Origin of the sequence: Saccharophagus degradans 2-40 (assembly GCF_000013665.1) — a bacterium.
Lineage (GTDB): Bacteria > Pseudomonadota > Gammaproteobacteria > Pseudomonadales > Cellvibrionaceae > Saccharophagus > Saccharophagus degradans.
Genome location: NC_007912.1, coordinates 3,554,977 through 3,569,704, shown reverse-complemented (window position 1 = coordinate 3,569,704; position 14,728 = coordinate 3,554,977). Strand labels below are relative to the sequence as shown.

The 14,728-nt window shown below is 45.3% G+C and carries 13 protein-coding genes; 8 read left to right on the top strand and 5 right to left on the bottom strand.

Going from position 1 to position 14,728, the window contains the following annotated elements:
- Positions 1–10 precede the first annotated feature (10 nt).
- The 7 genes from SDE_RS14805 to SDE_RS14775 all read left to right on the top strand — a co-directional run bounded on the left by SDE_RS14805 (position 11) and on the right by SDE_RS14775 (position 9,316).
- A complete protein-coding gene (locus SDE_RS14805; RefSeq protein WP_011469302.1) occupies positions 11–1,081 on the top strand; it encodes a cupin-like domain-containing protein in 1,071 nt (356 codons plus the stop codon).
- 28 nt (positions 1,082–1,109) lie between these two features.
- Positions 1,110–2,606, top strand: a complete 1,497-nt coding sequence (locus SDE_RS14800) for a tryptophan halogenase family protein (protein ID WP_011469301.1) — start codon at positions 1,110–1,112, stop codon at positions 2,604–2,606.
- Between the two features lie 442 nt (positions 2,607–3,048).
- Positions 3,049–5,001: a glycoside hydrolase family 53 protein gene (locus SDE_RS21420; RefSeq protein ID WP_011469300.1), complete on the top strand. Its 1,953-nt coding sequence runs from the start codon at positions 3,049–3,051 to the stop codon at positions 4,999–5,001.
- A gap of 606 nt (positions 5,002–5,607) precedes the next feature.
- On the top strand, positions 5,608–6,417 hold the full coding sequence (locus tag SDE_RS14790; RefSeq protein ID WP_011469299.1) for a formate/nitrite transporter family protein: 810 nt from the start codon (positions 5,608–5,610) through the stop codon (positions 6,415–6,417).
- Between the two features lie 81 nt (positions 6,418–6,498).
- Positions 6,499–8,223, top strand: coding sequence for a bifunctional protein-serine/threonine kinase/phosphatase (locus tag SDE_RS14785; protein ID WP_011469298.1), 1,725 nt, complete (start codon positions 6,499–6,501; stop codon positions 8,221–8,223).
- A gap of 69 nt (positions 8,224–8,292) precedes the next feature.
- A complete protein-coding gene (gene cynS, locus SDE_RS14780) occupies positions 8,293–8,742 on the top strand; it encodes a cyanase (protein WP_011469297.1) in 450 nt (149 codons plus the stop codon).
- Between the two features lie 85 nt (positions 8,743–8,827).
- Positions 8,828–9,316 (top strand): DUF1348 family protein, encoded by a 489-nt coding sequence (locus SDE_RS14775; RefSeq protein WP_085978726.1) that lies wholly within the window; start codon positions 8,828–8,830, stop codon positions 9,314–9,316.
- Between the two features lie 52 nt (positions 9,317–9,368).
- Here SDE_RS14775 and tsaA read toward each other — a convergent pair whose 3' ends face one another.
- Positions 9,369–10,070 carry a tRNA (N6-threonylcarbamoyladenosine(37)-N6)-methyltransferase TrmO gene (gene tsaA, locus SDE_RS14770; protein ID WP_011469295.1) on the bottom strand — a complete coding sequence of 234 codons (702 nt, stop codon included), beginning with the start codon at positions 10,068–10,070 and terminating at the stop codon, positions 9,369–9,371.
- 216 nt (positions 10,071–10,286) lie between these two features.
- On the opposite strand from tsaA, the gene yeiP reads away from it, so the two are divergent.
- Entirely contained in the window at positions 10,287–10,853 is a 567-nt protein-coding gene (gene yeiP / locus SDE_RS14765; RefSeq protein WP_011469294.1) for an elongation factor P-like protein EfpL, read from the top strand.
- Positions 10,854–10,959: 106 nt separating this feature from the next.
- Here the strand turns inward: yeiP and SDE_RS14760 are convergent, their stop codons facing one another.
- Genes SDE_RS14760 through SDE_RS14745 form a run of 4 tightly spaced genes read right to left on the bottom strand, consistent with a single transcriptional unit; the run spans position 10,960 to position 14,725 of the window.
- Positions 10,960–12,213 (bottom strand): PepSY-associated TM helix domain-containing protein, encoded by a 1,254-nt coding sequence (locus SDE_RS14760; RefSeq protein WP_011469293.1) that lies wholly within the window; start codon positions 12,211–12,213, stop codon positions 10,960–10,962.
- Between the two features lie 5 nt (positions 12,214–12,218).
- Positions 12,219–13,601 carry a tetratricopeptide repeat protein gene (locus SDE_RS14755; RefSeq protein WP_041325820.1) on the bottom strand — a complete coding sequence of 461 codons (1,383 nt, stop codon included), beginning with the start codon at positions 13,599–13,601 and terminating at the stop codon, positions 12,219–12,221.
- 44 nt (positions 13,602–13,645) lie between these two features.
- Positions 13,646–14,305, bottom strand: coding sequence for an energy transducer TonB (locus SDE_RS14750; protein ID WP_011469291.1), 660 nt, complete (start codon positions 14,303–14,305; stop codon positions 13,646–13,648).
- 12 nt (positions 14,306–14,317) lie between these two features.
- Complete coding sequence (locus SDE_RS14745) at positions 14,318–14,725, bottom strand: ExbD/TolR family protein (protein WP_011469290.1); 408 nt, start codon at positions 14,723–14,725, stop codon at positions 14,318–14,320.
- Between the last annotated feature and the right edge of the window lie 3 nt (positions 14,726–14,728).

Genomic DNA, 14,728 nt, shown 5'->3' with positions numbered 1-14,728 from the left:
GGTGTAAAGAATGCCTAATACACAAAATATTGCAGGCAGTGTTGATCGTATGGTGAGCGTTGAAAGTATTGCAAATATTGGGGGCAAAGTGCGAGAAGTTAACGGCTGTACGCCAAGCAACATTTCCCAAGAGGTCCTTACTTCTACCCAGCCGTTAATTCTTAAAGGGTTGGTAAGCCAGTGGCCCATTGTACAGGCGGGGCAGCAATCTAACGCACAAGCTGTTGAATATATTCAACAGTTTTATCAGGGGTTGCCTGTACCGGTATCTATAGGTGCGCCAGAAATAGAAGGCCGCATATTTTATAACGAAGATTTTACTGGCTTTAACTACGCCGCTAAAAAAGTACATCTCGGAAGCTTTTTAAACGAAATTCTCGCAGTGGCGGAACAGTCTAAGCCACCAACATTGTATGTAAGCTCTTCGGTAATCGATAGCTTCTTGCCGGGTATGCGTGGGGCTAACGACCTTGCCCTTAACGAATTGAACCCTAGGGTGAGTATTTGGATAGGCAATAAAAATAGAATAGCTGCGCATTATGACTTGCCAAATAATATAGCTTGTTCAGTAGTGGGGCGCAGGCGCTTTACGCTTTTCCCTCCGGAGCAATTACAAAACCTTTACCCTGGCCCGCTTACATTTGCGCCCGGTGGCCAATCAATTAGTTTGGTCGACTTCTATGCGCCCGATTTTGACAAGTTTCCGCGTTTTCGCAATGCGTTAGCAAGCGCGCAGGTTGCCGAACTGGAGCCTGGCGACGCGGTGTTTATTCCAAGCATGTGGTGGCATCACGTAGAGAGCCTAGACAAACTCAATGTGTTAATTAACTACTGGTGGCGAGAGACGCCCGCATTTATGGGGCCACCCATAAATGTATTGCATCACGCGCTATTAACGCTGCGTGATTTGCCCCCAGAGCAACGCCAAGCTTGGAAGAATATCTTTAATCACTACATTTTCGATGCAGACGAAAGTACCAACGCTCATATTCCCGAGCAGGCGCTAGGGTTTCTAGGTGAGTTAGACGATACTGCCGCACGTAAATTGCGCGCGCTGCTGCTCGCCCAGCTTAATCGTTGAGCGGTTCACCGTTAATTGCGAGGCTTAAATGAAACAAAATAAAATTAAAAAAGTGGTCATCGCAGGTGGCGGCACAGCAGGTTGGATGGCCGCAGCGGCCATATCTAAGTTACTCGGTAAAAACCTCGATATTAGTTTAGTGGAATCCGATCAGATTGCCACGGTAGGGGTGGGTGAGGCTACCATTCCCGCGTTACAAACATTCCATAAGTTGTTGGGCATTAAAGAACCGCACTTTATGGCTGCCACCCAAGCAACCTTCAAACTGGGTATCGAATTCAAACGTTGGAAGGATACCCAGTCGAGCTACATTCATTCGTTTGGCGCAGTAGGTAAAGATTGTTGGGCCGCAGGCTTCCAACATTTTTGGCGGCGGGGAGTAGACTTAGGCGTTAACCACGATTACGGCGATTATTGCTTAGAGCTAGAAGCCGCCAAACAAAATAAATTTGCCCACCCCAATAGCGGCAATATTTTTTACGCCTACCATTTAGATGCAACCCTGTACGCTAAATATCTGCGTAAATTCAGCGAAACCTTTGGCGTAAAACGTATAAAGGGTAAAATTGTTGAAGTTAAAACACACTTACATAACGATTATATTAAATCGTTAGTGTTAGAAAGCGGCCAAGAAGTAGAAGGCGATTTATTTATAGATTGCACAGGTTTTATTGGCCTATTAATAGAGCAAACATTGCAAACCGGTTACGAAGACTGGTCCCACTGGTTGCCCTGCGATAGCGCAGTGGCAGTGCAAACAGCAGCAACGCAAGCGCCCATACCTTATACCCGCTCTACTGCTCACGCTGCCGGCTGGCAGTGGCGTATACCGCTGCAGCATAGAGTGGGAAACGGTTTAGTGTATTGCAGTAAACATATTAGCGATGAAGAAGCTAAGCAAACACTATTAAATAATATTGAAGGCGAACTGCTAACAGAACCAAGAGTAATTAAATATCGCACGGGCCAGCGTTTAAAACACTGGAATAAAAACTGCGTTGCATTAGGGTTGGCAAGCGGCTTTATCGAGCCTCTTGAATCTACAAGTATTCATTTAATACAGCGCGGCATTTTGCGACTGCTTTTTTTGTTCCCTTCGAATGGAATAAACGATACCGATGTGGCTGAATACAATCAGCAAACTAAAGCAGAGATTGAGCATATACGCGATTTTATTATTTTGCATTATCACGTAAACCAGCGTAACGATTCGCGGTTTTGGCGCTACTGCGCAAATATGTCTATACCCGAAACACTCGCGCACCGTATCAGTCTATTTAAAAAATCTTCTCGATTTTACCCAAAAGACGATGAGCTATTTGGCGAGTATTCCTGGGTGCAAGTCATGTTGGGGCAGGGCATAGAGCCAGAGGGGTATCATCCTATTGTGGATATGATGTCTGAGGATGAGCTTCATCACTTTTTAAAAAATATTCGGAGTTCGGTTCAGCAGGCACTTGCCAGCATGCCGCAGCACACCGATTACATTCAGCAGTATTGCAAAGCGCCACCCATACCTATCTAGGGTGGCCAATTTGTTAAATGCTAGCTTTGGGCTAGCGTATCACCTCTTATCTCCCATATGTGGGGGCGGTATGTTTACTTTCTTGCTCTTGCTCTCGCTCTTGCACTTGCTGGGCTGAACGCATAGAGCGTTATAAAAATAAGTATTCATGCGTTGTATTTTTATAACTCAATGGGTAATCGTTTACCTTATTTTCTGTTTAAGTTGCCCGTGCTGGTGAGTCACTGAAGTGGTTTGAATGGCTGCTGGCTTAGTTGTAACTTATTGATATATATGGTTTTTATGTGAGCGGGTGAGGGTGGTTCTTTAAATTGCCGTGACCTGGGTTTGTACTCCTTTGTAAGATTGTATGAAAATATGTGGTAAACGTTTACCTGAAGTGTTTAAATTGCCTCTAAAGTAACCAGTAGATAACAATAAACAGCCCTAAGAGGAGGCTTTCGTGAAGACAAAAATAATCCAGCTATTTCTACTTGCCTTAACGTGCAGTTTTATGGCGAGTTGTGGCGGTGCCAGTGACAGCAACCCGCCACCGGTGACTGAGCCAGAACCCCAGCCTGAACAAGAACCAGAGCAGGAGCCAGAAGCTGAACCAGAAGCGGAGCCTGTTGCATTCTATTTCGGTAACGACCTTTCCTACGTAAACGAAATGGAAGACTGCGGCGCAGTGTATAAAGATGCAGGCAGTGTAGTAGACCCCTACGAAGTGATCGCCAATCACGGCGGCAACCTTGTGCGCGTGCGTCACTGGAACGACCCCTACTGGCAGGCGCTTATTACCCAGCCAGAATCTGTAGCGGCAAATTGGAAAGCTAATTACAGTGGGCTTGAAGATGTAACAGAAACAATTCGACGATCAAAAGCCGCCGGTATGGAAGTGCTGCTCGACTTTCATTTCTCAGATATTTGGGCAGACCCCGGCAGGCAAACAACGCCGCGCGCATGGGAAAATGACTTTGGCGATGAAGACGCCATGGCTGCGCATATATACGATTACGTAACATCAGTACTCACAGGGTTAAACGACGAAGGTTTAATGCCCGAGCTTATTCAAATTGGTAACGAATCTAACTCCGGCATGATGACGACTCAAAACCTCATTATAGAAATGAATGATGCGGGTACGGGGTTAAATGTGAGTAAAGGCGGGCAAACAAATTACTCAGATCAATATGTTGCGCGTATGTATAACTCTGCGATTTCTGCTGTGCGCGATATTAGTGAAGGGATGACCAACGCTCCGCGTATTGCTATCCACGTGGCAGGTGCAGATAAAGCCGTCGCATTTTTTGATAAGTTAAAAAGCATCGGAGTAACGGATATTGATATCGCGGGCTTCTCGTTTTATTACGGTTGGGAGCAAGCACCAATAGAAGACGTTGCAAGCATGATTGCAACCTTAAAGGAACGTCACCCTAATTTAGACCCGTTAATGCTTGAAACAGGCTACCTGTGGGATGAAGAAAACATCGATAGCTTAGGCAATATTATTGGCATTGCCGACCCCGCATATTTACCTGTGAGCAAACAGAACCAACTTAAATATCTTACCGATTTATCGCAAGCGGTTGCTGATGCTGGTGGTATTGGAGTGGTGTTTTGGGAGCCATCTTGGGTATCAACCGAATGTCGCACACCTTGGGGGCAGGGCTCATCTCACGAGCATGTTGCTTACTTCGATCACCGCGACGGCTTAAACTTTCATATTGGTGGCCAATGGATGGAGGTTACCAAGTTAAGCGAAACCCCAGAAGCGGGGCTAGCTACTACCTTTAGAGTGGATATGACTGGCCAAGACACCAGCGCAGGGGTATTTATTCGCGGGGCGTTTACCGAAGACACATTGCAGCCCATGCTATATGAAGGCGAAAACATTTATAGTTACACCACGCATATCCAAGCAGCGCAAAGCGGAAGCTACCACTATGCGATTGGCTTAAAAAATGGTACGCGCGAAACGGTTCCTAGCGAATGTGCAAACCCAGAAGATACGTTAAATCGTTTATATACGGTGGGCGAAAATGGGGAGCAGTTAGTTACCGCAGTTTGGGCAAGCTGTGATGTTTTCGATCCGCAAGCGGCTGGGCCAACAACCTTAACGCTTAATGTAGATATGACTGGTGTAGATGTAAGTGGTGGTGTGTATGTTGCAGGCGACTTAAATGCTTGGACAATCACCGAGCTTACACAAGTTGGCGCTAGCGCAATTTATACCATTAGTTACGATTTAGCCGTAGGTGCAGAAGGTGGCTACTACTTCTTGAATGGCAGCGATTGGGGCGATAGGGAAACAATACCAGAAGAATGTGTGGGCTACTATGATGCAGACCGCGGCTTTTTGGTGGAAGAGCAAAGCCCACAGGTATTGGATTTAGTGTGGAGTAGTTGTCAATAAGGGCGAGCTTACAGTTGGCAGTTTACAGGTACCAGTAAAAATACTGTTACCTGTAAAAATATAGATCGATATAAATTTTGTATAACTACTTTAAAGGCGAGTCTTATGGGCTCGCCTTTTTTTATGGATAACTTTTGCACCAATTTGGGTGTTATGCACTACTTTTGTCTTGTGGGTTTGGAGGCTTGTAGTGATTGATCTGGTTTGGTTGAGGACTAAGTTGTTGGATTTTTATTTGCTTGCTCGAAGTTGGAGCGTTTTACCGTTGGGTGAAAATATAAAGTCATATGTTGGGGCGCTGGCGAATTTTATTTATAGGGAAACACTGTGGCGTAATGGTGCATAAGTCAAAATTAGGCTTGTATATGGGGTGAACTACCTGTTCTGGCATAGGGCTTGCTCTTACCTGTTATCGATTGTGTGTTTTGTAGTTCCGTTTTGTGCTTCTGTTTTGTACTACCCATGGGGTGATTAACAACAGTGCGACTAATTACAGAGTGATTCGAAACGTAAAAAATATTTTTTATCTTAGTTAGCCCGCAAAACGGTACGCAATATTTATTAACTTTTAAGTTAGCAGAATCCCAACCAGAAGAGAGTGAAATTATGTCTTATTTAGCCCCCGCGGAATTCGCCACCAAAATGGTGGATGCCGGTGAATCTAAAGTATTTATGTCCACCCGCGATACATTAATTCGCGCCTATATGGCTGGCGCAATATTAGCGTTAGCAGCGGTATTTGCCGTTACCATTGCTGTGCAAACGGGCGTGTTTTTAATTGGTGCAATTTTGTTCCCCGTTGGTTTTTGTATGCTTTACCTAATGGGGTTCGACCTGTTAACAGGGGTGTTTGTGTTGGCACCGCTTGCTTGGCTGGATAAACGCCCAGGCGTAACGGTAAAAGGAATATTGCGCAACTGGGGGCTTGTGTTTTTAGGTAACTTTGGTGGTGCGCTTACGGTAGCTTTTATGATGGCGTTTATTTTTACTTATGGCTTTAACGTAGAGGCTGGCGCGATTGGTTCTAAAGTTGCGGGTATTGGCGAGGCACGTACGCTAGGTTATGCCGAGCATGGTGTTGCAGGTTGGATAACTATTTTTATTCGCGGCATGCTGTGTAACTGGATGGTATCGCTAGGTGTAGTAGGGGCGATGATTTCTACATCGGTTAGCGGCAAGGTTATAGCAATGTGGATGCCTATCTTCTTGTTCTTCTTTATGGGCTTTGAGCATTCTGTTGTAAATATGTTCTTGTTCCCATTTGGTTTAATTATGGGCGGTGAGTTTTCTGTAATGGATTATTTTATTTGGAACGAAATTCCAACTGCATTGGGTAACCTTGTGGGTGGCTTGGCATTTACCGGTTTAACGCTTTACACCACACATGTGCGCACGGGTGCAAAACGTACGGCGTAATAGCAACATATTTCTTTAATTTAAATAACCCTCAGTGGCATTGTTAGTGCTGCTGGGGGTTAAGCCTTAAAGAGAATAATAATGACTGCACAGCTTAAAGTTTCTGTAGGGCAATGTTCTGATAAAGGCCGCAAGGCGGTGAATCAGGATTTTCATGCAGTGCATATACCCAAAAACGCCATGCTAACGATGAAAGGCGTGGCTATGGCCATGGCCGATGGCATTAGCAGCAGTGAAGTAAGCCAAATTGCAAGTCAAGTAGCCGTTAAAAACTTTTTAGATGATTACTACTGTACCAGCGAAGCCTGGTCAGTTAAAAATTCTGTAGAGCGCGTGTTAAGCGCGACCAATTCGTGGTTGCATTCGCAATCGTTACGTAGCGTTTATCGGTTCGATTTGAATAAAGGCTATGTATGTACCTTTAGCGCCATAGTAATCAAAAATACTACCGCGCATATTTTTCATGTAGGCGATACCCGCGTATACAGGTTGAACAAAAATGGTTTAGAGCAGCTCACCAACGATCATCGTTTATGGGAAACGCAGGAAATAAGCTATTTAAGTCGCGCGCTAGGCATAGAGTCAAATTGCACTTTCGACTACCAAGCGCAAACCGTGCACAAAGATGATGTGTATATTATCGCTACTGATGGTGTATATGAATTCGCGCCAGCGGGAGAAATTATAAGCGCAGTGAACAGTGGCGCTGCTAATTTAGATGAGGCCGCTAAAAAAATAGTTGAATACGCTCTAAGTAACGGCAGTGACGACAATTTATCTATTCAAATACTACGGGTAGATGAGTTACCTGAGCAAGCTAATAAAAGTGTTAAGCAGCAAGCAGAAGCGCTTCCCTTACCGCCACAGCTGCAGCCGCGTATGGAGTTCGATGGCTATATCATATTAAGAGAGCTGCATTTTACTAGTCGCAGCAGAGTGTATTTAGCGCAGGATAAACAAACTAAACACAACGTAGTGCTTAAAGTACTTTCTACAGAGCTAAGTAATACGTCAGCAAGCTTAGAGCGATTTTTACTAGAAGAGTGGGTTGCGCGGCGCATTAATAGTAGCCATGTACTAAAAGCTGACTTACCCGATAGAAAACGTAACTATATTTATACGGTATTTGAATATATCGAAGGTCAAACGCTAGCGCAGTGGGCACTAGATAACCCAAAGCCTAAACTCGAAATTGTGCGCGATATCATCGAGCAAATCGCCAAGGGTTTGCAGGCTTTTCATCGTATGGAAATGCTACATCAAGACCTGCGTCCCGAAAATATTATGCTAGATAAAGACGGCACCGTAAAAATTATAGATTTTGGTGCGGTAAGTGTTGCGGGCTTAAATGAGGCGGTGCTGTTTAACCCCGATACCTACCTGCAAGGCACTGCATTGTATAGTGCACCAGAGTATTTTTTAGGTCAGCCAGGCTCGCCTCGCTCAGAATTATTCTCGCTAGGTGTGATTACCTACTTTTTACTCTCTGGCGAATACCCCTACGGTACCAATGTACCCAAAGCTAAAACAATTTCGGCGCAGCGCAACCTTTGGTACAACAGCTTGCTTAGTGATGACAGTGAAATTCCTGCTTGGGTAGATGATGCCATCCGCAAAGCTGTGCACCCGTTACCCGATAGGCGCCAAGAAGAAATATTCGAATATATTCACGACCTGCGCCATCCCAATAAACAATTTTTAGATAAAACGCGCCCGCCATTAATGGAGCGAAACCCGATTGCCGTATGGCAGGGAATTTCGCTCATTCTGGCTGTTATTGTTGTTTATTTGTTGGTGAATAAATAAGTGCGCGCGTAAATGTTTTTTAACGCAGTGGTTTAGCTCCATTGTATTCCTCTTACCTAGGAGATAGTTATGATTAGCAGTCGCGAAGAAGTTACCCAGTTAATAGTTGCCACTAAAGTACAAAAGGGCATTAAATGGTCTGCCGTTGCAGAGGCGATTGGCCTCTCTAAAGAATGGACAACTGCGGCTTGTTTGGGGCAAATGACATTCGATAAAAAACAAGCAGAAACAATAGGCGAATTATTCGACTTGCCAGATGAAGCCGTTGCTTGGTTGCAAATAGCGCCATACAAAGGTTCACTGCCAACCGCTGTACCTACAGACCCGTTAATTTATCGCTGGTACGAAGTGGTAAACGTGTACGGGTCTACTATTAAAGAGCTAATACACGAAGAGTTTGGCGACGGCATTATGAGCGCTATCGACTTTAGTATGGATATAAAACGCGAAGCATGCCCAAAAGGGGATAGGGTCAATGTTGTGCTCTCGGGTAAGTTTTTACCTTACAAAACATACTAGCCAAGTAGGGTGAGGTTATCTCACCTTTTATTTAATGTGATTGTTTTAAATGGTGTTCTAATGCTAACTCAGGCGGAATATGGCAATGAATTTCGATATTAATATAGAAGATACACGCTCGCCATTACCGCCTTTTACGCGTGAAGACGCTTTGCAAAAAGTGCGCATGGCTGAAAATGCATGGAACAATAAAGACCCTCACAAAGTCGCAACCGCCTATACATTAGATAGTCGCTGGCGCAACCGAGATGTTTTCTTAAATGGCCGACGCGAGATAGTGCGTTTTTTATCTGCCAAATGGCAAAAAGAAAACGACTACCGCTTAATAAAAGAGCTTTGGGCGCACGCAGATAACCGTATAGCGGTGAGGTTTGTGTATGAGTGGCACGATGCCAATGGTAATTGGTTTAGATCGCACGGTAACGAAAATTGGCAGTTCACCGAGCAGGGCCTAATGGCGCAGCGCCATGCCAGTATAAATGATGTGGCCATTAGCGAAGCACAGCGCAAATTTCACTGGCCTAGCGGCCCAAGGCCGGAGGGGCACCCTGGGCTTACCGAGCTGGGTTTATAGCCGATAGTAGCAAGTTGCAGTTGGTTGCTTATGTATTTGCTTATGTGGTTGCTCATATGGTTGCTTGAGTAATGCCCGTTACCCGAATGGCATTTACCGAAGCCAATTGCCAGTGGATATCGTAGTCGAACAGGCGCAAGGCGTAAGTTTTACTGGTATCGGCTGTTTGGTATTGTGGGGCGGGGTTAAGCTGCAATGTTTCTATAATTAGCGGCTCTAAATTGGCGATAGATATCGCGCGAATTTTACTTAGTGTTTCTTCATCAAACTGTACGGCATAGGTTGCGGGGGCATCTGCAGCGAAGCCATTGGTTGCGTTGTCTATTTTATCGCAATAGGGCACGTAAGGTTTTATATCTACAACTGGGGTGCCATCTAAAAAGTCGCCGCCGCGTATTACTAAAAATAGCCCCTTACTCGAATGCTCTATCGTCTCTAGTCGCACTGCCGATAGCCCAATAGGGTTAGGCCTAACCGGCGAGCGAGTGGCAAATACGCCAATGGTTTTATTGCCGCCAAGACGAGGGGCCTTAACCTTGGGTTTCCACTCCGTACGGCGGTTCTCGTGAAACACAAAATGCACCCAAATATGGGAAGACTGCTTTAGCTCCTCAAAGGCTTCTATCCGGTTGTAGGGGGCGAAAATCTCTATGCGCGCTTCTGCACTGGGGCTAAGCCCCGCTTGGCGTGGAATACCAAACTTTTGCTTATAACACGTGTGAATTTTGCCTATGGCGTTGAGGGTAAATTGCATTCTTTAAGCGCCTTTATATAACACTGTGGGGTGGTTGGATAGCCACTGCGAGCTATTGTAGCCGGTTTAGCCGTATGGGCGTAGCGGTCGCGCAGTTTAACCCTAAGCGCTGGTGGTACAGGTTTGTTCACTTTATATGGTTGCAGGCCACGCTAATACTTGGCCAAAATTAAAGAATATGCTAATTTCGCGGGCAAAATTGACAGTGAGATTGCTATGCCTAAAGCCAGTGACATTAAAAAGAACCAAGCCATCGAACATAACGGTAAGGTCTACCTTATTAAAGATGTGTATAAATCCACCTCGCAGGGCCGTGCTGGTGGCAGTATTTACCGTGTGCGCATGTACGAAGTCGCTACCGGGTTAAAAGTAGACGAAAGCTTTAAAGCCGACGAAATGATTACCCTAGCGGATTTTTCCCGTCATCAAGCAACCTTTAGCTATGTAGACGGCGACGAATACGTATTTATGGATAACGAAGATTACACCCCGTACAACCTCCATAAAGATGCTATTGCCGAAGAGTTACCCTTCGTTACTGAAACAACAGAAGGTATTCAGGTATTTACCGTAAATGGTCAGCCAGTTGCTATCGACCTGCCTGCATCGGTAGATTTGGTTATTGTGGAAACCGACCCTTCAATTAAAGGTGCATCAGCTACCGCGCGTACCAAGCCTGCAACGCTTTCTACCGGCCTAGTTATTCAGGTACCCGAGTACATAGCATCTGGCGAAAAAATTAAAGTGAGTACTGTCGATCATAAATTTATGAGTCGCGCTTAATTATTATTGTTGTTACGCGCATATCTAATAACGACCAGTTGCTAGTGTTAGGCTAACAGCTGGTCGTCCTATCTTTTACATTTTTCTAATGGTGTATTTTTTCTTGTTAGCTAGGGCTTAGTTCTGTTTCGAGCGTGTTAGCTCGCTTTGCCTTTTTCCATTTGCGCTTTTTTATTGCAAAGCTTACCAAACCAGACAGCACCATTACTGTGCCAAAAAAGCTAAATACCAACAATACAAATGCATATGCTGCAGGTAGTTGCCTGCCAGTGTGTAGTGGCACCAATATCGAGTAGAATTTTTCGCCAAACGTTTGTTGGCTAAATAGATTTACGTCTTTTAGGGCAGATGTAGTTTTGTCTATTTTTACCGAGCTAGATGCAATGCCAAACCAGTTGCCTGCGGCGTTAAATTTAAACTCAAATATTTTCTCAGCGCTTTCCTCGGCTTCGCCTTTTGTATTTTTGCGAGCCTCATTAGCTGCGCTGTTTGCTCTATTGCCCATTTTATTGTTCGGCGTAGTATTTTCGCTGTTAGCGGGCTTGCTGGTATTACGCTGCTCGGCGCCACTATTGCGTGGCTGACGAGGAAAGCGCACGGAATCTAGTTGAGCGCCTTCAGGCATTGCAATCTGCGCTGCGGTTAACCAAGCCTGCCATGTGGGCGCCACGACGATAGGGGCCATGGTAGAGGCTTTATTGCGTTCAACGCCAAACAGTTGTTGGGTTATTGAGCGATAAGTAATAGATGCACCGGTTAGGCCAAGCAGAACGATTACTGCGAGCACAACAACCCCGCTGGTCATATGGCTGTAGTAAAAGTGTTTGCGTTTTTTACCGCGCGGTAACATGTCTTTTACTTTAAATGTTTTTTTCGAGGGCCACCAAAGCCATAGGCCAAGTGAACTTAACAGCAGTGCTAGCAAGCCTACCCAAGCGGCATATTCTTTACCCTGCACGCCAAACAGGCCTTCTTTACCTAGTAAAAAATGGCGATGTAAATCGAGCACCGTGTGGAAAAAGCCATCGTTGCCTTCTTGGTAGTGGGCGGCATTGTCTAGATCATTTATGGCGTAAGTCCAAGTCTCACCGCGCGCCACTACTTGATAATAGGGCTTACTGGGTGTGGGCAGTGTAACTGCGCGAATACCAGGTTTATCTGCAGTGATTTTTTCTATCGCTGCAGCATTTTGTTCAATAGTTGTTGGGGTGTATTCATAATTAGCGCTTAATTGCTGTCGGTCCACGCGATGCAATAACTCATCTACCGCCGTTAGGCAGCCTGTGCCAAAGGTAACAATAAACAACAAACCAAGGGGTACGCCTAACCAGCGGTGAAGCGTAATTAAAAACTTTTTCACTAATCTTAACTCCGATTACGTACTAGATTTTCTAGGGATTGAATATTCGCCAATACATCCGTGCGGGCTGGGTTTAATTGAGCTACCAAGCGCAGCAAACGCAGCGCCTCCGGGTAATTGTTTGCGTCAATTTCTAGCTGAGCGCGACCTAATAAAGCACGCTCTTTGTAATCGGCTAGGGCTTCTGCGCGAATGTAATAAAGGTTGGCGCGTTGCGTACGCTGTTGGCTGCGTAAAATATTTGCCAGTGTTAATAAGGCTTCGCCATTACTTGGGTCGTTGTTAACTGCCTCTTCTAGCAGTTTGGTGGCGTGCTTGGTTTTACCGTTGCTTTGTGCAACTTGCGCGGCGTAAACCGCAAAGCGCGAACGGTAATGGGCAGGTATGTTATTGGTGTTTTTTTGCAGGGCTTGGGTAAGGTTTGCAAGTTGCTGCCATTGCTGCTGGTAGGCAAGCCAAGCGCATACTTGGTCTATAACTTCAATTTTATTGTTGTTGGCTACCATTTTGGTAATGTTGTTTGCCAGTAGAGTTACCGCTCTATTTGCGCTGCCACTTTGTATATGGAGTTGCGCAAGGGTAGCAATATTATCTGCGTTGTTTTCACCCAGTACTAGGGCTGTTTCCAAGCTGCTAAGTGCCTGTTGTGGACGCTGCTGCTTAAGTGCAATTTGCCCGCGCTGCAGCCACAGGTTGGTGTCTTTCGGGTTGGCTTGCAACATGCCTTCAAGTAAGGCTTGCGCTTGATCGAATGCCTGGCTGTTTATAAGTGCATAGAGTAGCCCTTGCTGCCATTGTTGATTATCGCTGTCTAGTAAGAGCGCATATTGGTAGCCCGCTACGGCGCTGGCCGCTTGTCCTTGCTGTAAATTAACGTAAGCGAGTTGCCCGTACACTTGGGCATCGGCTACACCTAACTCGATGGTTTTACGCAGGTGTTTGCTTGCGGCGGCGTAGTTTTTTTCTACCATATACACCATGCTTAAACTGCGATGCGCAAGTGCTAGGTTTGGCATTAGCTCAATAGCGGCAAGTAGTGCTTGCTCGGCTTCTTTTGTGCGCTGCATGCTAAGCAGTATTTGCCCGCGCAGTTGCCGTAAAGCTGCGCTGTCATTTTTTATGTCGCGTTGGTTAAAGGCTTTTAATACTGCATCGTATTTTTGTGCGGCCAGTAAAGGCTGAATTTTACTAGCGAAGTGACTTTCACTACTAGCCAGTTGTGCTTGGGTAGATAGCTGTGTTGTGGGTTGTGGTTGGTTGTGCAGTAAAAACTCCCACGTGGGTTGTTGTAGCTTAATGTGTAATTCTGCGTGGGCGCTATTTGACTGGGCGTACAGACAAGCGCTAACCATTATAGCTGCATAGGCTTTGCTATGTACTAACTTCAAAAGTAATAGCTTTGGGGTGATATAATTCTTCATTGTTATTTTGCTCAAGCTTCTATCTCTACGGGCCATATAAAACGTGCGCGTGCAGGTTGGTTGTCTTTTTGGGGTGGCGTAAAGCGTGTGCTGCGAACTAGCCGTTGTATTTCACTCACCAATTCGGGGTGGGGGTTTTCTACTATATTCACAAGTGTCAGCTTGCCCTGCTCATCGATAACAACATCAAGTTTTACGAGTACTTTATTTACCCCTTTGCGCGATAAGCTTTTAGGAAATGTAACGCGCAGCTGTGTAAGCAGCGAGGGTAAGCCGTCTAGGTCGTTTAAGCTCAATGCATCCCAATCTATTTCTAGAGATTGCCATTGGGTTTGCTGAGTATTAATGGTGGGGGTATCTGGTTTTTTTAAAGTAAATTTTGGCTCAAGCTTGATGGTTTCAAGCGAGGGGCCTGTGCCTTCTACTTGTAAGGTAATTGGCGTTTCTACTACTGGTTGCTCCAATGTGGGGGGCGGTGGTGGTGGAGGAGGCGGTGTTGCGATAGCAATTTCACGAATTTCTATTTTGTCTTCTACTGTAAATTGCAGCCATTGGCCTAGCCACAGCAAAAATAAAGCAGCGCTTAGAATGCCTAGGCTTAGCAAGCTTGCTTGTAATTGCAATTTTGACGGCCAACTTACGCGCCGTTTAATATTTGCTTTATAGTTCATGATGCTAATTGCCTAAGGTGTAAGAGCCGCAAGGTTAACGGTTTGTGCACCGGCTAATTTTGCTTCATCTATTACTTCTAGTAAGAGTTGCGTTGGTACAGTTTTATCTGCTTGGATAACAACGGGGCGCGCCTTGGAGCGCTGTAATTGTTCAACGGTACTGCGCACGCCCGAAACTCCGATGTTGCTGCCGTCGTAAAATATTTCGCCTGCATCGGTTATGGCTAAAAGTATGGCTGTTTGTTCTAGCTTTTGCGCCGAAATAGCCTGTGGCTTATCTACTTTAACCCCCGTTTCTTTTACGAATACTGTGGTTACAATAAAAAATATAAGCAGAATAAATACCACGTCGAGCAGGGGTGACATATCAATAGATTGCGGATGTTGCTGTTCTAGTCTGCGTTGTAATCGCGTTGGCATAGT